General features: G+C 37.0%; 20 protein-coding genes. 9 read left to right on the top strand and 11 right to left on the bottom strand.

Annotated elements, in window-relative coordinates:
- The first annotated feature begins 207 nt into the window (after positions 1-207).
- Both JKA74_RS13345 and JKA74_RS13340 read left to right on the top strand, forming a co-directional pair.
- A complete protein-coding gene (locus JKA74_RS13345) occupies positions 208-1,866 on the top strand; it encodes a M1 family metallopeptidase (RefSeq protein ID WP_201431706.1) in 1,659 nt (552 codons plus the stop codon).
- Between the two features lie 94 nt (positions 1,867-1,960).
- On the top strand, positions 1,961-2,653 hold the full coding sequence (locus JKA74_RS13340; protein ID WP_201431705.1) for a hypothetical protein: 693 nt from the start codon (positions 1,961-1,963) through the stop codon (positions 2,651-2,653).
- Between the two features lie 83 nt (positions 2,654-2,736).
- On the opposite strand, the gene ggt is transcribed toward JKA74_RS13340, so the two are convergent.
- Entirely contained in the window at positions 2,737-4,443 is a 1,707-nt protein-coding gene (ggt, locus tag JKA74_RS13335; protein ID WP_201431704.1) for a gamma-glutamyltransferase, read from the bottom strand.
- 148 nt (positions 4,444-4,591) lie between these two features.
- Here ggt and JKA74_RS13330 point away from each other — a divergent pair, with 148 nt between their 5' ends.
- Both JKA74_RS13330 and JKA74_RS13325 read left to right on the top strand, forming a co-directional pair.
- Positions 4,592-4,849 carry a DUF6364 family protein gene (locus tag JKA74_RS13330; protein ID WP_201431703.1) on the top strand — a complete coding sequence of 86 codons (258 nt, stop codon included), beginning with the start codon at positions 4,592-4,594 and terminating at the stop codon, positions 4,847-4,849.
- Positions 4,846-5,262 (top strand): PIN domain-containing protein, encoded by a 417-nt coding sequence (locus JKA74_RS13325; protein WP_201431702.1) that lies wholly within the window; start codon positions 4,846-4,848, stop codon positions 5,260-5,262. The genes JKA74_RS13330 and JKA74_RS13325 overlap by 4 nt, the downstream gene beginning before the upstream one ends.
- A 14-nt stretch (positions 5,263-5,276) precedes the next feature.
- Here the strand turns inward: JKA74_RS13325 and JKA74_RS13320 are convergent, their stop codons facing one another.
- Positions 5,277-6,611 carry an N-acetylmuramoyl-L-alanine amidase gene (locus tag JKA74_RS13320; RefSeq protein ID WP_201431701.1) on the bottom strand — a complete coding sequence of 445 codons (1,335 nt, stop codon included), beginning with the start codon at positions 6,609-6,611 and terminating at the stop codon, positions 5,277-5,279.
- Positions 6,612-6,677: 66 nt separating this feature from the next.
- On the opposite strand from JKA74_RS13320, the gene JKA74_RS13315 reads away from it, so the two are divergent.
- Positions 6,678-7,046 (top strand): carboxypeptidase regulatory-like domain-containing protein, encoded by a 369-nt coding sequence (locus JKA74_RS13315; protein ID WP_201431700.1) that lies wholly within the window; start codon positions 6,678-6,680, stop codon positions 7,044-7,046.
- A 76-nt stretch (positions 7,047-7,122) separates the two neighbouring features.
- Here the strand turns inward: JKA74_RS13315 and JKA74_RS13310 are convergent, their stop codons facing one another.
- The 6 genes from JKA74_RS13310 to JKA74_RS13285 form a co-directional block, all read right to left on the bottom strand.
- On the bottom strand, positions 7,123-7,935 hold the full coding sequence (locus JKA74_RS13310) for a hypothetical protein (protein ID WP_201431699.1): 813 nt from the start codon (positions 7,933-7,935) through the stop codon (positions 7,123-7,125).
- 4 nt (positions 7,936-7,939) lie between these two features.
- On the bottom strand, positions 7,940-8,836 hold the full coding sequence (locus JKA74_RS13305; protein WP_201431698.1) for an ABC transporter ATP-binding protein: 897 nt from the start codon (positions 8,834-8,836) through the stop codon (positions 7,940-7,942).
- Between the two features lie 18 nt (positions 8,837-8,854).
- Positions 8,855-9,382, bottom strand: coding sequence for a DUF4252 domain-containing protein (locus JKA74_RS13300; protein WP_236587794.1), 528 nt, complete (start codon positions 9,380-9,382; stop codon positions 8,855-8,857).
- Positions 9,383-9,570: 188 nt separating this feature from the next.
- Entirely contained in the window at positions 9,571-10,095 is a 525-nt protein-coding gene (locus JKA74_RS13295) for a DUF4252 domain-containing protein (protein WP_201431696.1), read from the bottom strand.
- Positions 10,096-10,106: 11 nt separating this feature from the next.
- Positions 10,107-10,646 (bottom strand): hypothetical protein, encoded by a 540-nt coding sequence (locus JKA74_RS13290; protein WP_201431695.1) that lies wholly within the window; start codon positions 10,644-10,646, stop codon positions 10,107-10,109.
- Positions 10,615-11,175, bottom strand: coding sequence for an RNA polymerase sigma factor (locus JKA74_RS13285; protein ID WP_201431694.1), 561 nt, complete (start codon positions 11,173-11,175; stop codon positions 10,615-10,617). Before JKA74_RS13285 ends, JKA74_RS13290 begins: the two co-directional genes overlap by 32 nt.
- Positions 11,176-11,479: 304 nt before the next feature.
- On the opposite strand from JKA74_RS13285, the gene murI reads away from it, so the two are divergent.
- Positions 11,480-12,292 (top strand): glutamate racemase, encoded by an 813-nt coding sequence (gene murI / locus JKA74_RS13280; RefSeq protein WP_201431693.1) that lies wholly within the window; start codon positions 11,480-11,482, stop codon positions 12,290-12,292.
- Here murI and JKA74_RS20970 read toward each other — a convergent pair.
- On the bottom strand, positions 12,279-14,267 hold the full coding sequence (locus tag JKA74_RS20970) for a tetratricopeptide repeat-containing sensor histidine kinase (protein ID WP_201431692.1): 1,989 nt from the start codon (positions 14,265-14,267) through the stop codon (positions 12,279-12,281). The genes murI and JKA74_RS20970 overlap by 14 nt on opposite strands.
- A gap of 247 nt (positions 14,268-14,514) precedes the next feature.
- Here JKA74_RS20970 and JKA74_RS13270 point away from each other — a divergent pair, with 247 nt between their 5' ends.
- Positions 14,515-16,389 (top strand): amidophosphoribosyltransferase, encoded by a 1,875-nt coding sequence (locus tag JKA74_RS13270; protein WP_201431691.1) that lies wholly within the window; start codon positions 14,515-14,517, stop codon positions 16,387-16,389.
- A 259-nt stretch (positions 16,390-16,648) separates the two neighbouring features.
- On the opposite strand, the gene JKA74_RS13265 is transcribed toward JKA74_RS13270, so the two are convergent.
- Both JKA74_RS13265 and JKA74_RS13260 read right to left on the bottom strand, forming a co-directional pair.
- Complete coding sequence (locus tag JKA74_RS13265; protein WP_201431690.1) at positions 16,649-17,938, bottom strand: RNA polymerase sigma factor; 1,290 nt, start codon at positions 17,936-17,938, stop codon at positions 16,649-16,651.
- Entirely contained in the window at positions 17,922-18,275 is a 354-nt protein-coding gene (locus tag JKA74_RS13260) for a YciI family protein (RefSeq protein WP_201431689.1), read from the bottom strand. Before JKA74_RS13260 ends, JKA74_RS13265 begins: the two co-directional genes overlap by 17 nt.
- Before the next feature lie 484 nt (positions 18,276-18,759).
- Here JKA74_RS13260 and JKA74_RS13255 point away from each other — a divergent pair, with 484 nt between their 5' ends.
- Positions 18,760-20,097, top strand: coding sequence for a sugar porter family MFS transporter (locus JKA74_RS13255; RefSeq protein WP_201431688.1), 1,338 nt, complete (start codon positions 18,760-18,762; stop codon positions 20,095-20,097).
- An 816-nt stretch (positions 20,098-20,913) separates the two neighbouring features.
- Positions 20,914-21,151 (top strand): hypothetical protein (locus JKA74_RS13250; protein ID WP_201431687.1); only part of this gene is annotated, 238 nt, incomplete at its 3' end.

The following is a 21,151-nucleotide window of genomic DNA, read 5'->3' as shown; positions in this document are numbered from 1 at the left end:
TTTTGCTATCTCTTACTTAAATCAAACTGAGGTTCATAGATTTATTTCAAATGAATTGATTAATTTGCATTTAATAACTAAGCGACTACAGTCATAAAGTGAAACAATAATTGACTTTAAATAGATTGGTAGTATGGTAAAATGGAAGATATATACCTCCATTATAGATTCAGTTTTTTTTTAATTTGCGCTCTTCAATATCTTAATATGAAAAACCTTTTCCGAAAGACATTATTCCCGGTATTAAGTTTCATCATTCTTTCTGGTACAATTTCTTTAAAAGCCCAAGACAAAGAGAGCTTCACTCGAGCAGACAGTTTGAAAGGAGGGTTGACTGCTGAGAGAACCTGGTGGGATTTGACCTACTACCATTTAGAAGTAGCTGTTGATATTGATAACAAATCGTTATCTGGCAAGAATGAGATTCATTACACTGTACTGGACAAAAACAATATAATGCAGCTTGACTTACAGCAACCAATGAAAATTGACAAAGTAATTCAAGGGGGAAAAGAGCTAAAATTTGAATCAGAAGGGGCAGCACACTTTATAAAGTTGAATGAGCAACAGTCTATAAATGAAAATAACAAACTAACCATTTACTTTTCGGGCACTCCTATAGAGGCTAAAAACCCACCATGGGATGGGGGTATTACATGGAAAGAAGACAAAAACGGAAAGCCATTTGTAGCCAGTAGTAATCAAGGAATTGGTGCCAGCGTATGGTGGCCTTGCAAGGAGCATCCTTATGATGAACCTGACAGCATGCTGATTAGCGTGAATGTCCCAAAACCACTCATCAATGTTTCAAATGGCCGATTGAGGAATGTGGAAGAATATGAAACCACTCATACTTACCATTGGTTTGTCAGTAACCCTATCAATAACTATGGTGTAAACATCAATATCGGGGATTATGTAAATTTTAAAGAAGTTTATGATGGGGAGAAAGGTCCATTGGATTGTAGTTATTGGGTATTGAGTTATAATCTGGAGAAAGCTAAAAAGCAATTTAAGGATGTACCCAAAATGTTAAAGGCTTTTGAATATTGGTTTGGCCCCTATCCTTTTTATGAGGATGGTTATAAGTTAGTGGAAGCACCCTATCTGGGTATGGAACATCAGAGTTCGGTTACTTATGGTAATGGCTACCAAAATGGCTATAAAGGAAGAGATTTGAGCCAAACAGGCTGGGGGATGAAGTTTGACTTTATCATCATTCATGAATCAGGACATGAGTGGTTTGCCAATAATATCACTTATAATGATGTGGCAGATATGTGGATTCATGAATCATTTACACATTATTCCGAAACCTTATTTCTTGACTATCATTACGGCACAGAGGCAGGCAATGCCTACATTCAGGGGGTGAGATCATCTATTCAGAATGACAGACCCATTATTGGTAAATATGGAGTAAGTTATGAAGGCTCGGGAGATATGTATTATAAAGGAGGGAATATGCTTCACACTTTACGCCAGCTATTTGACGATGATGAGAAATGGAGAACTCTTTTACGAGATTTAAACGAAGAATTTTATCATCAAACAGTGAGCAGTGAACAGGTTGAAGATTTTATTGAAAAGTCATACGGCCAATCACTTCAAGGTTTTTTTGACCAATACCTTAGGGATACACGAATTCCAACGCTCACATATAGAATCTTAAATAACAACTTACTTTTCAAATGGGAAAACACCAATGACCTCTTCAATATACCTATCAAAATTTATATAAATGGCGAGCCTGAATGGATTCAACCATCACCTACTCAATATAAGTCGTTAGAGAATTTACCTGAAAATGTAGAAATATCCGTTGATCCTAATTTTTATGTAGCGAAGTTTAATTTGACGGAATAATAAAAGGGATAGCTAAAAAGTGCAAAAACCTAAACCCTGCACTTTTATTAAGGTTAAAAAACTAAGACACTTTTTAACCTAAAACTATTCGATTATGAAATCCTTATCTACTATTTCTATTTTTTTGGGCATCTTGTTAATATCATGTGAGAATGATGATGAGCCTGTTGTAAATAATTTCAGCTATGATTTTGAGGAAAGCGCTGAAGGCTGGACAGCCGGGTTTTCCGATTTTAATGCTGAATGGGACAGAAGTCGATTTAATTTCATGTTTCAGCACACAGCCCTTCCTGAATCTGTAAATGAAGAGAAGCAATCATTATTAATTTCAGGTCAAAATATTAGTGACGATCTCTTTATGTTTATTAAAAAAAGAATTACAGGTCTGGAACCCAACCACTTCTATTCAGCTACCTTCGAAATTGAATTAGCCTCACAATACCCTGAAGAATCTGTAGGGATTGGTGGTAGCCCGGGAGCCAGTGTATATCTGAAAGCTGGAGGAACTACAAACGAACCTGATACCATTACCATAGATGGCTATATCAATATGAATATTGACAAGGGTGGCGGATCGCAAGGCGGAGAAGATATGGTTGTGGTTGGAAATGTGGGTATTCCCGGAGAAGAATTTGAATACCAGCTTATTCAAAGAGATAACTTTGACAATCCTATAGAAATACAATCAGATGCCACTGGAAATCTGTGGGTAATTGTTGGAACTGATTCCGGTTTTGAAGGTACCTCAACTCTATACTACAATAGAATTGAATTAAGACTGGAATAAAAAACCAATAAGCAGGTACTTATATTTTATCTTGGACTCGGAATCAAACTAATTTTCTCGTGTAATTGCCTAATACACAATATTTAGTAAGCAGAAACCCCGCCATCCGGACTTGCAGAATCTACTGCTCCTGAAATGATACCTGAAGGTTCATCATATGTGATGCCCATCAAGCGGCCGAGGTTGGATACCTCCATGAGCGTATGTCCCATAGCTTCCAAAGCCTGTCGGGTGGCAGGATCCATTAAGTATCGCTCATATAGAATTCTGTCTGGCAGCCATTGATGGTGGATTTTAGAAGACTCAATGGCTTTATTAATAGGCATATCGTAGGCTAGAACTCCTAAAATTGTCTGAAATACTGTGTTAATAATGGTTCTACCTCCGGGACTGCCAATAACCATAAATGGCTGGCCATCTTTAGTCACAATGTAGGGACTCATGCTGGAAAGCATCCTTTTGCCTGGCACTATTTGATTAGCAGCCGTTCCTATTTGCCCTTGAGAAGTGGTAACACCAGGTACTGCATTAAAATCTCCCATCTCATTATTAAACAAGAATCCGAGTTCAGGTGCATGCATTTTTACTCCATAACCATGCTCCAGCGTATAAGTCATAGAAACAGCCATTCCCTTGTTATCAAGGATTGAAAAATGAGTAGTCTCGGAGCCCTCATTAAAATGGCCTTGATAGATGCTATCAATAGGGGTAGCTTTATGAGGCTCAATAGTTGAAAATAATTGTGCAGCATACTCATCAGTAAGTAAACTATCTATAACGGAATAGGTAAGAAAATCCGGATCCCCTAAATAAATGGCGCGGTCGGCAAATGCTCTGCGCATAATTTCAGCCAAATAATGGTAATATTGTACAGAAGCAAATTCGGGCGTTTCTTCCAATTGGGCAAACATATTAAACATTTGGCTTATGGCTACTCCTCCTGAACTCGGCAGAGGCATTCCGTATAAATCGTACCCACGAAATGTAGTATGAACAGGGGCCCTTTCCACCGCTTCATACTGTTTTAAATCTTCTTTGCTAATAATTCCTCCCATCTTCCGAATATACGCTACCATTTTCTCTGCTACATAGCCCTCATAAAAGCCTTTGTGACCTTTGCTTTGGATTTCTTTTAGTGTGTTAGCCAACTGTGGCTGCTGCCATAATTCACCAAACTGTACCACCTCTCCTTTTTTATTTCTTATGTAGGATTGCATCTCCGGGTACTTCTCCGGTTCACTGGCAAAACCTTCGAAATCCCTGGCAATGCTATAAGTAAGAGGGAAACCATTTTGCGCTAAATCAATGGCAGGCTGAAGCAATTCTTTCCAGGGCAACTTACCGTAAAGCTGATGAGCCTTATATAATCCTGCCACAGTACCGGGCACGCCAATAGCCAGCGCTGTATGGTGATTGACCCCACTTTTCAAATTGCCCTCCCCATCCAGAAACATTGTAGGAGTTGAGGCCAATGGCGCTTTTTCCCTGGCATCAATAGTAGTTACTGTACCATCTTCCAATCGAATGACCATAAATCCACCTCCTCCAATATTGCCCGCCCAGGGCCAGGTAACTGCTAAAGAAAATGCGGTTGATATGGCCGCATCCACTGCATTGCCTCCCGATTTTAATACTTGAGCGCCATTTTCAGAAGCCAGCTCAGAGGCACTTACCACCATGCCATTTTTAGCAAATGTTTGCGCTTCCAGCTGCACTGTAAATAATAAGCAGGAAATTAAACTATATAAAAGATAGGCCTTGAAATTTCGGTTTTTAAATAAGTTTATCATTATTCGATTAGTCAGAATCTGTTCTACAAGTTATCAATTATGATTTAGTTTGACGGTAAATCGTTTGAAAATTTAAAAGTATGTAAAACAAAATTCTTATTATACGTATACTTTTTATAATTTAGTAGTATAATAAAATTTTAAAGCTATGGATGCCAAAGTAACCTTATCATTTAATCAGGAAGTCATAGAAAAGGCCAAATTATTTGCTGAGCAAAACAACATTAGCTTGTCACGGCTTACCGAGTTTTTGTTAAGGCAAATTACTACAGGTGATTATAAAAGCCTGAACGAGCTGCCAATAGCTGATTGGGTCCATGCAGTTGCAGAAGGAAAAGCTGAGTACCATACAAAGCCCAGAAGTCGCAAAGATTTAAAATCTGATTTTATGTCTTCCAAAAAATGAAAGTATTCCTTGATGCCAATATTTTGATTTCGGTTTTAAATAAAGAGTTTCCACTATTCAATCATAGTGCCCGTATTTTAAGTTTGGCAGGGAATTCCCATTTCGAGTTTTATACCTCTCCCGTTTGCCTTGCTATTGCTTTTTATTTTGCGGAGAAAAAATCAGGGGCCAAACAAGCCAAAAAGAAAATCAAATTAATGGTAGCCCATATTAAAATTGCCGATTCCGACCAGGCATCAGTTCAAAAAGCCCTTGACAATAAACAGGTTTTGGATTTTGAAGATGGGTTGGAATACTATGCCGCTGAAAGAGCAGGTTGTAAAATTATCATCACTGAAAACAAAGCCGATTTTTATTTTGCAGAGATAGAAGTTTTAAATTCCAGTGAATTTATCAATCTGAAAACCGCATAATCACCATTTTTAGACTAAGGTATTACAAATTTTCTATGAAAAGCCACCTCACCTTTTACCACATACAGAAAATACATTCCGGCTTTCAGTGACTTGGGAAGTGTAATTGTGATCTGGTTGGATTGATAATTCAGACCCTCCCACTTTATCTTTTTACCAATAGCGTCATAAATAACGAGGTTTTTCAATGACTCCCTGTCCTCCTCATCCATCACTAAATTCAGTTCAAAATTGGTCTTTACAGGATTGGGATAAACAGTTAAATAAACGAGATCCTTTGGCTCAACAGGAAGTTCCACTACAGGTTCTTCGGGCTCTTCGGGCTCCTCTCCTTCACATTCGTTCACCATGGCTGCTACCTCCACCCGTAACTGTGGTAGATTATTGTAAACGTACTGGCCCGGACAAGCAGTATTGCAACCATCCCTATGTCCTGCGATTACACCCAAATTACTGTTCAGCGGATGAGGATTTTGAGCAGTTGGGTTTAGCTCATCCTTAAAGGCTTTCCAGGCAAACAGTTGTTCAAGCGTTTGGTAAGCAGCCTGTGTAGCATCCTGTTCTTCAAAATTGCCTAACAAACACACACCCATTACATTTCCATTGGACCCGCAAAAATGTGCTCCCATCACTTCGTCTTGTTCTCCATCTCCGGGATCTCTGCCGGCATAAAGCATTCCGTCTGGCGCCACAAGATAATTGTAACCGATGTCTGACCAGCCATTTTCCTGAGTATGTAAAATGTATATATCTCGTACGGCCTGTCTGTAATTTGTAATGGAATTCGGGTAGGCTGAATGATGAACAATCATATTTTGAGTAGTGGTAAAACTTCTCTGATAATTGGGATCATCAAGTCCGCTTCTCCATTCTGATTGCTGAACTATATTCGGTAATTCACAATTATTTTGAGCTTCATATTTTGGCTTATCTTCCTTTTCATCGGCATCGTTATCAGTACTGTTTATCAATACTAAATAAACACCTTCTACTCCTTTGGGATAGATTAAAGTCAGAACTTCCTGCGGTTGGTCAAAATGAATTAAAGTTGAATAATTAAATTCCGATCCCTCCGGAGCGTGTCCTTCGTTATAAAAAGGAATAGTATCCTCCTCAACTAGTATGGCAAACTCTGAAAAGTCCAGAGATTCTGTACTCTTTAATGCAATAGCTGTGTATGCAAAAGGAATTTCCGCACTAATCCTTTGCTGTGCGGTAGTCAACGTGAGATATGCATTCGCATGCCTGCCGTTATCATCTACCCTTAAAGCCGAAATTGAGCTTTGGGAAAAGGAATTATGTGCACTTAAAATTAAAAAAACGGATATAAAAATGTATCTTATCATCATAATCAAATAGAGTAACGAACAAAAGTCAAAAGCTTACGTTTTTTACAAAAAATAAATTCAATAATTATGAACAAAATTAAGCTGAGTTTTTTAGTATTATCATTAACAGCCTTTGCTTTTTTCCAATTCACCCCAAAAAATGACCAGGTTTTTAAAACCAATTTGAGGATAACGATTCAGGACGATTTGGGTAACATACAGGAAGGAGCTGTTGTTACACTCTATGATAACAACGAGGATTACAGAAGTGGTGAAAATGCAGTAGCCGGCCCATCCGAAACAGACAGCAAAGGTCGTGTGACTTTTAAAGGTCTGGAAGCCAAATCCTATTTTGTGGACGCCACAAAAGGAAAAATGAACAATAATATGTTAGGCGTACAAACAGATACTTTGGTAGAAGGGAAATTAAACAAAGCTGCTATTGTGATTCAATAAGCAGTTAAAACTTATAATAAAAAGCGCAATATCAAACTAATGATACTGCGCTTTTTGTTTTACCCAAACCCTATGCTTAAGCTATATCCCGTTTTGCAATGAGTAAATAGTTAAAAAACAAGCTAAGGAAATACCAGCCTAAAGCAATGAGGAAACTTCCTAAAGCTACATAATTCTGAATTTCCATAAACACATACCGCTGAAATGGAATCTCAATCAAATTATTAACTGCATGAATGGGGAAAAGTGAAATTAACCAATGATCGTCAAACTTATAATTTAAGAATCCAACCAAAGCAGGCTCCAAGATTAAACCATAAAAACATAATGCAATGATGGCAAAACCGGATTTTTTCAACAATAAAGAAAGTAACATACACAGATTCAGAAAAGTAATCAACTCTAAAAAGTGCGCCAGTAGAAAATCCATTCCGGTAAAAAACAGATGCGGTTCAAAACTGGGGGAATGAAGTAATCCCATTAAAGTACCAGACAGGAAGAGCACCACCACATTTACCAAACTAAAAGTAAAAATCATGAATTGCTTAGACCACAGAAATGATTGTGGTGACATGCCATCAATAATATTCTGCCGAATGGTTCTGAAAGAGTACTCATTGGTAACAGAAATAATCACTATAAAACCTAAAAAGAATTTCAGGTATGATGCCAGATAAGTAAGGTTTTGCCATACATCAGGAAAATCATAAAAAGGGATGATCGAGGGGCTTATACCCTGAAACTCCACACCTGAGCTTTGCATCCAGGAAAGTAAAAGTTTTACGCTACTTAAGATTAACAAAAGCAATATAAAATAAACAATAGCCAACCTATTGAAGGTTTTGTAATTTTTGAGCTTTAACCACTCTATTTGTAAAAGTTTCCACATAATATTAGGCTGATAAAAGTTCTAAGAATTGTTTCTCCAATGATTTATTGATATAGGCCAGATGATTAAGCACAATGCCATTTTCTATAAGGTATTCATGGAAATTAATAATATCCACATGATTCTCAAATTGTACTTCCAATCTGCTTAAATTATTCTTTCTAATTTGTTTTACACCGGAAAAATCTTGCGCAAGCTGCTCTAACCGAGCCAAATCACCAGAAGAGATTTCAACTCCATCATTACCGGACAGGCTCTCGGCTACACTGCCACTAAATATTTTCTTGCCATTTTTGAGCACAGCAAAATGCGAGCACACTTTCTGTACCTCATCCAACAAGTGGCTGGCCAGAATGATCGTTTTACCACTATCCGCAATTGTCAGAATTAACTCTCTTATTTCTGCAATTCCCTGCGGATCTAATCCATTGGTGGGTTCATCCAGTATTAACACTTCCGGATCTGAGAGTAAGGCCGAAGCTATGGCCAGTCGCTGCTTCATTCCCAGAGAATAGGTTTTAAAAGGTGAATTCCCCCTTTCAAACAAACCTACTTGCTTTAGCACTTCTTCAATTCGTGAATCGTGAACATCTTTAATTTTACAAACCACCCGTAAGTTTTGTATACCCGATAGGTAAGGGTAAAATGTTGGGCTTTCTAATATGGCTCCAATCTTTTTTCTCTGGGAGGCTTCAGGTTTTTGTGAGAACCACTCATATTCACCGGAATCTTTTTGTGTTACTCCCAATAAAATTCCCAGAGTGGTACTCTTTCCACTTCCATTGGGTCCTAATAGACCAAATACACTTCCTTTATGTACTTCAAGATCCAACTGATTTATAGCGGTAATTCTGCCATAATGCTTTGTAAGGCCTGTTATTTTTAAAATGATTTCATTCATAAATCGGACTTTTCAATTTTACTTATTGGGTTGATCAATCTCAAGCGAGTCTACTTCAGGCATAGCTTCTCCTTCGTTCATTTGCTTTCTCAGCGCTTTCATTTTCTCTCTTTGTTCTTCGGTTTCCTTTTTATCAGTTAGAAAATCCGTTACCGGACCTAAATCAATGCCGGTTTGCATTAACTGAGTAGCCTTAGCTAAATCCACCTTTCCTTCCAACCACACTAAGCTCACCACATCATTCGATTCAATAGAAGCAAAGAAATAGTCTTCTTCTCCTTGTGGGGTATAAATATTAACTAAAGAGCCATTCATTCTGGCTGAAAGCATCTCCTCCCAATCAGAAAAACTCTGCTCATTTTTCCATGCTTCATAAGCTGAAGTTTTTTCTTCACTGTCCAGGTTAATCTGTAAGTAATGAGCCTTTTTTACATTCTTAGTAACTTCATGAAAATTGGGGTCATTGGCAATATTCACCATACGAATGGTACTGGGATATAAGTGCAAGGAAAGGGAATGAATCTTCTCCTCCTCTATCTTTTCCATGGGGTTTTCAACTTTGCTTTGACATCCAATCAAAGAAAAAAGAAGTATAATAATGCTAACTGGTAATCGTAGACTCATGGCAATTGATTGTTTATCTATAAATATAAAATAAAGACTAAGCTAAAATACAGCTTAGTCTTTTAAAAATTCCAACTTCAATTTAATTACTTAGTGACTTCAGGGGAATTTTAATTATCATCCACATTTTCCAATTGCTCCAGATTTTCCATTCCTGAAATATTTAAGCCTTTGGCCATTTTGGACATTTGTTTTAAATCGATATTTCCAAATAGGCTGGCTGCTACAAAGCTGCTATCACTTCCTACCAGCATGACCAATTCATTGATAATTCCATCTTTTTCTTTGATCATAAACCGCATATCCGAATCTCCGTCTCTTACAGTCATCAATTCATCATAATCTTTATTGAAGGATGTTTGTGCTTCCAGAAAAAGCTTCTTTCCCTGAGTAGTTTTCTGATTAGCAATCAGTTTAATCCCTTTTAACTTTGAAACTGCTTCCATTACTGCCTTCTCTTCCTCACCCTCCATTTCAAAATTGGAAAATAAGGCTATCATTCTTTCATTCACCGATACAATAGTGAATTCCGGATTTGATGAGTATTTATTATAAAATTTAATAAACTCTGCATTTTGTGCCCATGCAATACTTCCTGTAAGGAATAGCGCTAATATTAATGTTATCTTTTTCATCTTTTCTTTATTTAAATGCTTTTTTCTGAATTGTCTTTTTTTGATTCCTCTTTTTTCAAGGAGTTTTGTACTTTTTCCTGTGCTACCTGAAACAACTGAAGTGAATTCAAATGATCTTTACCTGAATTCATCATATTAGCCATCAGTAGTAGCGTAGCTTTGGTTTCCTCAAAAGCTTTTTCAGGATTTTCCTGTGTATTGTTTATTTCAGTCAGTGTGGACTGGTCTTGTTGTTGAGGCATTAGCCAGGCCAAATATCCCAGGCTAATGATGATCAATACAGAAGCCGCCACTTTCCACCAACTCCACTGGTTTGTCAGAAATTTAGATCCATGAATTTTACTTGTGATTTCTGCGTCAAAATCATCGTCAAGGCTGAGCTCTTGTTTAACGTTCTCAGTTGTTTCGAACCACTCTGCAATAGACTTGAGTTCCCCACTGAGCGAATCTTTGTTGACTTTTAGTTCACTTCTGAACTGCATTTCTTCCACATGGCTTAATTCACCTTGCCAGTATTTTTCAAGCCATTGTTCGAGTTGTTCCGATGCCATGATTGTTTATTTTTAACATTGTCTCTTTCAAATACTTGCGCGACCGAAATAAATCCGACTTTACCTGCGCCTCCGATATTTCCAGCGATTCGGCTATCTCCTGATAACTGTTGCCTTCAATCTCTCTTAAAATGAATACAGCTTTTTGTTTGTCACTAAGCTGATTCAATACCTGTTGCAATAATTTCCATTGATCTTGCCATATCGATATTGTACCCGGGTTTTGATCAGTAGACTGAGCGAAGTTCAGATTTGCCTGATGCTTTTGAACTGTCTTGGTTTTCCTCAACCTGTCCAAACAATTGTTTTTTATAATTTGCATGCTCCAGGCATCTGGATTTTCTACTTTATGCCATTCCTCTCTCTTGTCCCATATTTTTATCAGGGTCTCCTGAGTGGCATCTTTAGCCTCATCCGTTTCTTTTAAGAAAAAGAATGCAAAGCGGTAAAGCTTATTCTTTTGGCTTAAAAATGTGTTCTTAAAGTAGATTTCCTCGCTCATTACAATAGGATGATGTGTAACTGGCACAAAAGTTACAACAATTTGAAAATAAATTGATGGACTCAGCTAGAAATAGATATAAAACATTATTAATCAATAGATTATATCTAAAATAAAATTATAAAAGGAAATGTTATATTCAGGAACCTGCTTTTTCTATACTCACCGGAAAGAGGCGTTAATGTTCACCATTCATTATCATCTCGTCAATTGATTACTTCTGCCGATGGATGAAGTTCTGTGGAAAGGATTGGATTGCTTATATCAATTGAATATTAAAAAATCTTCTTCCCATCACTATAAAATCTAATCATCTTTTCATATTTGCAGTATGGATCAAAACAGTTCAGCGCCTATAGGGATTTTTGACTCCGGAATCGGGGGACTTACAGTAGCACACAAAGTAAGAGAACTTATGCCTACGGAAAGTATGGTATACTTTGGGGATATTGCTCATTTACCTTATGGGGATAAATCGGCCGCAGCCATTCAGGCATATTCCATTAAAGTAACCGATGTATTGTTACAACAGGGCTGCAAACTTATATTAATTGCTTGCAATTCTGCCTCTTCTGCAGCCTTTGATCTGGTAAAAGAGTATGTGGGTTCAAAAGCCAAGGTATTTAATGTAATTGATCCGGTGGTGAATTTTGTAGCGGAAAACTATAGTAATAAAAAAATTGGTCTTATTGGCACCAAACAAACTGTAGGCTCCAAAATGTATGAAACTAAATTAAAAAATATCAACAGCAGCATTGAGTTGAAAAGTCTGGCCACTCCACTGCTGGTTCCTATGATTGAAGAAGGGTACTTCGAAAATAAAATCAGTCATGAAATTATTGAGAATTATCTCATGGATGATCATTTAATGGGAATTGAAGCTTTAATCCTGGGCTGCACACACTATCCTTTAATCAAAAATGAAATTTCAACTTTTTATAACCACCAGGTGGATATTCTTGATTCTGCCTCTATAGTTGCCAAAAGATTGAAAATTTACCTGGAAGAAAACAATTTGAATTCCACAAGCAATCTACAAAAAGATCGATTCCTGGTGTCTGACAAGACTGCTTCCTTTGAAGCATCGGCCAAAATGTTTTTCCATGACGAGGTACGACTGGAGAAATACCTTATTTGGGACTAACCGGAAGTTTGATAGTGAAATGAGAACCTTTGTTTATGACAGATTGAATGGTAATATCACCCCCCAGATAGGATACTGCCCTATAAGCCAGGAATAAGCCTAAACCGGAACCCTGCGTTTTATTACTGATCTTAAAATAGGAACTGAACACTTTTTTGAAGTATTCCTCCGGAATCCCATATCCGTTATCCTTTACATGTATATAGAAATAATACTTACCCATATCAGTACTAATTTCTATTTCAGGATTTCCATGATTCTGATATAGGAGTGAATTCTCAATAATATTATCCAAAATCATCAATATCAGGTGCTCATTTGCCTGCACATATAATGCATGATTTGGAATATCAATTTTAAAGTTGGCGTTGTGTGCTTCAATTTCAAGTGCCATATCTTTCAAGCACTTCTGTACAAGATTTTCCAAATTAACCTCTTCAATGGGATGGTCATTGTTCAGTTCATAGGCCATTTGTAATTTAAACAGCATTTTATCCATGTTCAATGCTGTAAAATGCACTTGTTCAAACAGTTCTTCCAAAGCTTCTTTATCATTGGTCAGTTTGGCTACGTTATTTAGTCCCAGAAGTGTACGAATTGGCCTACGGATATCGTGTGATGCTCTGTAAAGGTAAGTATCCAATTCTTTATTGATCTCCATTAACCTATTGGTTCGTTCTGAAACCTTCGCTTCTAAAAGTTCATTCAGTCTATCTATTTTTTTATTCTTCTGCTTAAGCACAAATACATACCATAAAACAATTATCAGCGCCAATGCAATAATAATCAATATAGCTGTTCTCAATTTCAAATGAGAGGCCTGTAAAACATTAGTCTTTTGTAATAACTCCAGTTTGGCTATCTCTTTTTCAAGCAAATATTTTTCCTGTAACTGAGCTACATCATTCACCTTATTAATAGAATCTCTTATTTGATCTACTTCCATGAATTTCATGAGGTAATAATTAGCTTTTGACACATCATTATTTGCTTGTGCCAGCTCAGCCCCTATTTTAAAATATTCAGCTTTAGAGGTTTCATTTGTTATTTCATGTTCCTCATAAAGAGTCGTTATTTCTTCAAAAGTTTTTCTTAACGCTTGTTGGTTCCCCAAGGCTGCATGCACTTTGCATAAATAAATCCCCGCATTGAAAGCACTGAAATAAATCTTAGCCTCATTACTTGTTTTATAATCCTGCTCCAAAAGTGGTAAGGCCGATTCCATATCTCCCATTTCGTAATAAATAACCGCTTTATTTCCATTAGAAATGGCTACAATTACTGAATCATTCATTTCTTTGGAAATCCTGATGGATTCATCTGTACTTATGATTGCCTTTTCATAATCCCCCAATCTCCTCTCCAAAACCCCCTTAACACCATACAAACCTCTTAAGATATCAGAATCGGCTCTACTGGTGAGTTTTACTAACTTCATATAATCCAGGGCCTGCTCTGCATAGGTTAAACCTATCTTATCATTATTTCCCCTTAAATTAATCATTGAAATGTACAGGTATGATCTGGCTAGCGGCTGGATAAGATTTTGTTTTTCATACAATAAAGCTGCTTTTATAAATTGCTCAACTGCATCAATGGATTTTCGCTCGTTAAAATAATAATCCCCTATTTTGGAATGAAGATATGCAAGATATACCGGTTTTTCCTGCACCCATGGAATTACACTTTTCAAAAGATGAGTGGCCTCTTTATATTTATTCAACTTTTCACCTTTTGCCGCGAGAATGAGCACGTCAAGCATTTCCGCATCAGAAATGGTATTATCTTTAAAGATATCTTCCAGGAACCTTGATGTCATCATAGAAAAGTCCATAGTGGAATCCAGGCTGTCAGAACTAAGAGTTAATTGATGCATGTAAACCGACTGAAGGGAATCATGCGAAATTTCTGCAATTAATTGAGCAGGAAAATAAATGATAAAATAAAAAATGGCACCAAAAAGAACCTTATGCACGATGTTAGTAATTTATGACTCTCAAAAATTAAGATAATTATACTGATTTACAATTAATCCATTTATATATCTTCAAAAGTACCATTAAAATCAGATGTATTAACAATGATTCAAGAATTTTAATCCTACAAAAAGTGTATATCCATCGAATATATTACCTGGACTTTTTGAAGTTTTCGCATGTTGGCAAGAAAAAAATTGAACTACAACTTTAATAAACTTAACTTTGTATTTTAATGATAAAACTATGAGTGACAGCATTAAGCACGAATGCGGAATTGCCCTAATTAGACTGAGAAAACCCCTTCAATATTACATCGATAAATATGGCCCTTTATATGGCATGAGCAAACTTTATTTGTTGATGGAAAAACAACATAACAGGGGTCAGGATGGCGCAGGCGTAGGAAATATCAAACTGGATGTAGAACCTGGAAGAAGATACATCAGCAGGTACCGTTCAATAGATTCCCAGCCCATTACTCATATTTTTAAGAAAATCTCCAAAAAATACAAAAAGGCAAAAAAAGAAGGAGGCAAATGGTTTAATCAAGCCAAGTGGCTGAAAGAAAATTGTGCATTCACAGGAGAACTTTGGCTGGGGCACTTGCGCTATGGAACACATGGCCAAAATGCCGTAGAAAACTGTCATCCAATGCTTCGCCAAAACAACTGGAAAAACAGAAGTTTAATGGTTGCCGGCAATTTTAACATGACTAATGTTGAGGAACTTTTTGATATTTTGACAGATTTGGGCCAACATCCGAAGGAAAAAGTGGATACTGTTACCGTCATGGAAAAAATCGGCCATTTCCTTGATGAAGAAAACCAAAGAATTTTTGACCTCCACAAAGACACACACAATAATGCGGAGATTACACAAATTGTGGAAGACCAACTGGACATGCTAAAAGTGCTGAGACGGGCATGTCGGGATTTTGATGGTGGCTATGCAATGGCAGGAATTACCGGTGCTGGCCATGCTTTTGTAGCACGCGATCCTTCAGGCATAAGGCCAGCACACTATTATGTTGATGATGAAATAGTAGTAGTAGCTTCTGAAAAAACAGCTATTAAAACGGCCTTTAACGTAGAGTATGATGAAATTAAGGAAGTAGCTCCCGGCAATGCATTGATTGTGAACAAAGATGGCAGCTATTTCATGAAAGAGTTCATAAAGCCATTGGAAAGAAAGTCATGCAGCTTTGAAAGGATTTATTTCTCCAGGGGATCGGATCCTAAAATCTATAACGAAAGAAAGATGCTGGGCAAACTGCTTGTTCCCCAAATTTTAGAAACGATAGATTACGATTTACAAAACACTGTTTTTTCTTACATTCCTAACACTGCGGAAACTTCATTTTTGGGAATGATGGAAGGCATGGAAGAACACCTGGCAAAAAGACAACTTAAAGAATTACGTGCCGAGAGAGAGGATGATAAAGCTTTGGAAAAACTACTTTCTTTCCGTCCAAGGGTAGAAAAACTGGTGATTAAAGATGCAAAGCTCAGAACTTTCATCACTGATGATGAGCATAGGGATGAATTAGTGGCACATGTATATGATACCACTTATGAAGTGATCAAAAAAAATGTTGATACTGTTGTAGTCATTGATGATTCTATTGTACGAGGGACTACTCTTGAGAAAAGCATTCTGAGAATGTTGGATAGACTTAGTCCTAAGAAAATCATTATAGTCTCCTCTGCCCCTCAAATCAGATTCCCGGATTGCTATGGCATTGACATGTCTAAAATGAAAGAATTTATTGCCTTTAGAGCTGTACTAGCTTTGCTAAAAGAGACTAAACAAGAAAATATTCTTGAAGATGTTTATCAGAAGTGTATAAAGGGAGATAATTCTGAAAATTATGTGAAAGAAGTTTTTGCTCCATTCAGCTACAAGCAAATTTCATCAAAAATTGCAGAATTGGTAAAAGCGGATTTTATTAAAGCTGAAGTGGAAGTAATTTACCAAACAGTGGATGATTTACATAAAGCTTGTCCCGAACATTTAGGGGATTGGTATTTTACCGGTAACTTCCCAACTCTTGGTGGAAACAAAGTGGTTAATCGTGCCTTTGTTAACTTTATGGAAGGAAAAGAGGTAAGAGCATATTAACCTGAGTTTCTATTAATGATAGCGTCATGCCGCAAAATTAAGACTTACTTTTTCAAAAAGTCTTAATTTATGCGGTATCTCATACTAAACACAATGAGGTTACGGATACCGCTGTGGCGGCACAAGCTAATTTTCTTTTTTATGAAAAATGTGATCCCGATTGATCGGGACCGAAATAGCCAGTCCCGCCCTAGCGGGAACGACTTACAGCAACTCTTACTCATATTTAAAATCGAACTCAGGTTATTAGGTTTTGAATTTAGGTGTGAGATTTAAGATTACACTGTAAAATTTTCTTTTCAACTAATTGCCTGTCCATAGCTGACAATGGTGAATCCAAAGCTTTTTTATAAAAATGAATGGCTTTCTCCATTTCACTATTTCTTCTATAGATATCTCCTTTTGTAAGGGGGATGGCAAAATAATCTGTTAGATTATACCTGTTTTCAAGTGCTTCAACATCTTGTACATGAGATGGAGAATGGCATACATAACTTTCTGCTATGATTCTGTTCAACTGAATAAAAGGTGAGTCAGGCTTTAAAACGGTAAGTTTTTCATATAAATAAGCAATTGCCTTCCAATCAGTTTCCTTAAAGCTTGAGGCCGAGCAATGCAAAGAAGAGATGATAGCCTCCAAATGAAAATGACTTAACTCATCAGCTTTTGTAGCACAGTTGAGATAATAAAAGCCCTCTTCAATAAATGTCTTGTTCCACAATTTTCTATCTTGTTCTTCCATCGTTAGCCATTCTTCTTTTTCATTAAGGCGAGCCGGAAATCTGGATAGGTTAAAAAACATCAATGCCAGCAATGCTTGTGTTCTGTAGCTGTCTACCGGGTACCGGTCAAGTAAAAGCCTGGCCAGCCTAATCGCTTCAAAGCATAAGTCATTATTGATACCGCTTTTGCTGTTTGTGGTTTTATATCCCTCGTTGAACATGAGGTAGATAATCGTTTGTACAGTATTCAAGCGTTCATCAGGCGGTGAAAAACTCTTTATTTTTAAAATATCATCTGCTTTTCTTAAAGCTTGTTTACATCTAAGCAAAGCTTTCTTCACAGCATCATTTTGCATTATCAAAGCATTTGAAATTTCACGCACTCCAAATCCACACAAAATATTAAGAGTGACTATTACTTGATTTTTTGGGGAAAATTCAGGATTACAACACATAAACATTAACCTTAACTGACTATCTTCTATTTCCTCTGTGGAAAGGATAAATTGAGATTCATCCTGGCTATTCAAAAGCTCCTGATAATCAGAAGAAGAAAATTCCTGTGTTTTATTTTCTCTTTTAAGTGCATTGATCGCTTTATTTTTTGCCACTTTCATTAACCATCCTTGCGGATTGGCGGGCACACCTTTATATCTCCAGCTGGATAGGGCCACTTCAAATGTATCTTGCACAACATCCATTAATGTGTCAATATTGTTGAGGCCAAACAAGCTCGTTAATGCAGCAACCATCTTTCCAGAGGATTCCCTGAAAAGATGTGCTGTCAATTGCTGAACCGAAGTTTGATGATCAGCTGGCTTCTTCATCCATCATTATAATTTCCCTTACTTCCACAGATGCTCCAATTGCCAATGCCGGACACCCTTTAGCCAGTTGAGTGGCTTCTTCCAGTGAATTGGCCAATAAAAAGTAGTAACCACTTACACATTCTTTACTCTCTGCATAAGGTCCATCAGTCACTATTTTATCGCTTCCACTAATACAGCTTCCTTTTGCTTCCAAAGGATTTCCATCCTTAAAATTACCACTACTTACAAGTTTCTCTACCCACTGAATGTGTTTTTGAATATCTTCTTGCATTTCCTGAGCAGTCATTTCACCATAGACTACATTTTCCCTGATAAGCATTAAAAATTCTTTCATTGTTTTCTTTTTTTAAATTTACTGATTTCTTGTGTATATGTTTGTTTTTTAATTACCACCCCGATTAGCCGGGGCAGGCTATGCCCCAATGGAATCCCTTGAATGCTATTAAGTTAAGCTTTAATTTAAACCTCAACCTTGCATCCTTCTCCAAAGAGAGAAGGAAAGTTGTCTTAACTTAATAGCATTGGGGATCCCTTCGGGAGAATGCGCTACAAATTTTATTCATCTTCGGTTGGTATATTAAGATGTCTAAAATTTATGCTCATTTCATCCTAATGACAAATGAACTTCAGGTTCGGGGACAATTTCAGTGAAATAAAATCAATAACTTTTACATCCTAAATTCAATCTTTACACAGTTCTTATTCCATCTACTAATAGTATTAACATAGCTTCTTCAATACCTGGTATTTAATATAAATTTCCTATTTTTGAAATAGGGCTATTCAGAAAAACCCGATGAACATAACCAATTTATCTCATGAAGAAGAATTCTTATGTATTCTTTCTGGCTTTAGTGGCTGCCCTGGGCGGTTTTCTTTTCGGTTTTGATACTGCTGTAATTTCAGGAGCAGAACGCCAGATACAATCAATTTGGTCATTGAGCGACCTCCAACACGGTTTGGCAATTGCCATTGCCCTTTACGGCACCGTACTGGGAGCTATCATTGTTGGTTATCCGGCCAATAAATATGGCAGAAAGCCTCTACTCATTGTCATCGGAATACTTTATACTGTTTCTGCATTAGGCTCAGCATTAGCTCCGGAAATTAATTCATTTATGTTTTTCAGGTTTTTAGGTGGCATCGGAGTGGGAGCTTCTTCAGTAATTGCACCTATGTATATCAGTGAGATTGCTCCTGCTAAAAATCGTGGAATGTTGGTGGCTCTCTTCCAATTTAATCTGGTTTTCGGTATTCTTATCGCTTATGTTTCCAATTATTTTATAGGAATAGCCGATATGGAAAATAGCTGGAGATGGATGTTAGGTGTGGAAATTTTACCTGCTGTGATTTACACTTTGCTCAGTTTAAAAGTTCCTGAAAGTCCAAGATGGTTAATTAATGCACGAAATGATTACGACAAAGCAAGGCTTATTCTTACTAAAACAGATCCTGAGGGTGTTGACAAAGCCATAGATATGGCTATTTCAGAAGCCAAAAAAGAGCGGGTCAAGAGTCAATTCATTGATTTATTTAAGAAAAAATACATCCGTATTACTTTTATGGCCATTTTGATTGCCTTCTTCAATCAGCTATCGGGAATTAATGCCATTATTTATTTTGCTCCACGAATATTTGAGATGGCTAATATCAGTACCGAAAACAGCCTACTTTCTACTATGGGAGTTGGCATAATCAATTTGATCTTTACTATGGTTGGTCTTTCACTCATTGATAAATTTGGTAGGAAAAAACTATTGTACATCGGATGTGTGGGTTACCTCATTTCCCTATCCCTGATGTCAGTTTCCTTTTTGGGTGATTCCATCCCCTCTTCCATTTTACCATTCTTTGTGTTCCTGTTTATAGCTTCACATGCTATTGGTTCAGGCTCAATCATCTGGGCATTTATTGCAGAGATTTTCCCGAATAACATCCGCTCCTATGGCCAGTCGGTAGGCAGCCTTACCCATTGGGTGTTTGCTGCTATTATTGCCAATGTATTTCCTTTTTTCGCTAATACATTTGGAGCCTCCAGTATATTTTTATTCTTCTGTGGCATGATGGTAGTGCAATTAATATGGGCTATATTTATTATGCCTGAAACAAAAGGAAAGGTATTGGAAGAGATTGACCAGGAGATCTCAAAAGTTTAACATGATTTTTGCTTTAAACCTGGGCCGACTATTATTTTAACCCTTAAACTTTCCAAGTTGATGTTTGCCTATTTAAAATGCAACAACCTCACATTCCAATAGCCTAACCTCTTGAAATTTGGGAAGTTCTGCCCCATCTCTGTAGAAAAGAGTGTTTTGCTTTTTATTGGGTTGGCCCAATAATCGAACCCAGGCAAACAGGCCCTATTTAATTATCGATAATAGTGCGGGAGGCCAGGTAGCCCGAATAGAAATTGCTAATTAATTGATTATTTTCTAGAAACATAGGATTCTATTAATAAAATTAGGCTTTGCACAACTGTAAGATGTCCTTGCACGCCCAATGTCGTTAAGTTAAGCTTTAAACTAAAACCTCAACCTTCTATCCTTCTCCAAAGGGAGAAGGAAAGTTTGTCTTAACTTAACAACATTGCTTGCACTACTGTAAGATGTCCTTGCACGACTGTAAGAAGGCTTTGCATGAATGTAAGATGCCTTTGCATGACTGCGAGATGTTCTTGCATGAATGTAAGAAGGCATTGTTTGACTGTAAGAGGAGCTTGTTTGAGTGTAAGATGTTCTTGCACGAATGTAGAATACATTGTTTGGCTGTGAGGGGAAATTGCTTGTTTTGACACTTCCCTCATTTTAGTGCAAGAAGTAGTACCTACATCTAGGTATTTTACCATGCTTTTCGATGAATATTTAGGGTTTAATGCAGGAATCACTTATGTTCAACACTTTGAATACAGTGCGGATAAAACACACTATGGTTATTTTATTCGGATGTTGGCAACAATATAAGCCAAACCAGATATGAAACACTTAATGATTGTGATTTTTCTATCCCTTCTATTTAGTTCTTGTGTATTTGACCATACAGCGGTAACAGAAGACCTTGGTAACGGATATTATTATTTAGGAGATGGACATGAATCTCAAATCCTTTATGACCCTAATCAAAACGATGAAAAAAAAGGCGGATTAATTGTGACAGGCTCAGAGGTTGTGGAATATAATTCTAATTCAAGGTATATAATTGCAAAATCTATTG

The sequence above is a fragment of the Marivirga aurantiaca genome (assembly GCF_016679925.1).
GTDB lineage: Bacteria > Bacteroidota > Bacteroidia > Cytophagales > Cyclobacteriaceae > Marivirga > Marivirga aurantiaca.
The sequence above is the reverse complement of the archived record's forward strand: the minus strand, read 5'-3'. Positions and strand labels throughout refer to the sequence as shown.

Coding starts and splice junctions, on each gene's coding strand:
- JKA74_RS13330 (WP_201431703.1), top strand. CDS start 4,592: ATGGATGCCAAAGTAACCTTATCATTTAATCAGGAAGTCATAGAAAAG.
- JKA74_RS13345 (WP_201431706.1), top strand. CDS start 208: ATGAAAAACCTTTTCCGAAAGACATTATTCCCGGTATTAAGTTTCATC.
- JKA74_RS13315 (WP_201431700.1), top strand. CDS start 6,678: ATGAACAAAATTAAGCTGAGTTTTTTAGTATTATCATTAACAGCCTTT.
- JKA74_RS13270 (WP_201431691.1), top strand. CDS start 14,515: ATGAGTGACAGCATTAAGCACGAATGCGGAATTGCCCTAATTAGACTG.
- JKA74_RS13310 (WP_201431699.1), bottom strand. CDS start 7,935: ATGTGGAAACTTTTACAAATAGAGTGGTTAAAGCTCAAAAATTACAAA.
- ggt (WP_201431704.1), bottom strand. CDS start 4,443: ATGATAAACTTATTTAAAAACCGAAATTTCAAGGCCTATCTTTTATAT.
- JKA74_RS13260 (WP_201431689.1), bottom strand. CDS start 18,275: ATGAAAGAATTTTTAATGCTTATCAGGGAAAATGTAGTCTATGGTGAA.
- JKA74_RS13305 (WP_201431698.1), bottom strand. CDS start 8,836: ATGAATGAAATCATTTTAAAAATAACAGGCCTTACAAAGCATTATGGC.
- murI (WP_201431693.1), top strand. CDS start 11,480: ATGGATCAAAACAGTTCAGCGCCTATAGGGATTTTTGACTCCGGAATC.
- JKA74_RS13265 (WP_201431690.1), bottom strand. CDS start 17,938: ATGAAGAAGCCAGCTGATCATCAAACTTCGGTTCAGCAATTGACAGCA.
- JKA74_RS13255 (WP_201431688.1), top strand. CDS start 18,760: ATGAAGAAGAATTCTTATGTATTCTTTCTGGCTTTAGTGGCTGCCCTG.
- JKA74_RS13320 (WP_201431701.1), bottom strand. CDS start 6,611: ATGATGATAAGATACATTTTTATATCCGTTTTTTTAATTTTAAGTGCA.
- JKA74_RS13300 (WP_236587794.1), bottom strand. CDS start 9,382: ATGGAAAAGATAGAGGAGGAGAAGATTCATTCCCTTTCCTTGCACTTA.
- JKA74_RS13290 (WP_201431695.1), bottom strand. CDS start 10,646: ATGGCATCGGAACAACTCGAACAATGGCTTGAAAAATACTGGCAAGGT.
- JKA74_RS13325 (WP_201431702.1), top strand. CDS start 4,846: ATGAAAGTATTCCTTGATGCCAATATTTTGATTTCGGTTTTAAATAAA.
- JKA74_RS13340 (WP_201431705.1), top strand. CDS start 1,961: ATGAAATCCTTATCTACTATTTCTATTTTTTTGGGCATCTTGTTAATA.
- JKA74_RS13295 (WP_201431696.1), bottom strand. CDS start 10,095: ATGAAAAAGATAACATTAATATTAGCGCTATTCCTTACAGGAAGTATT.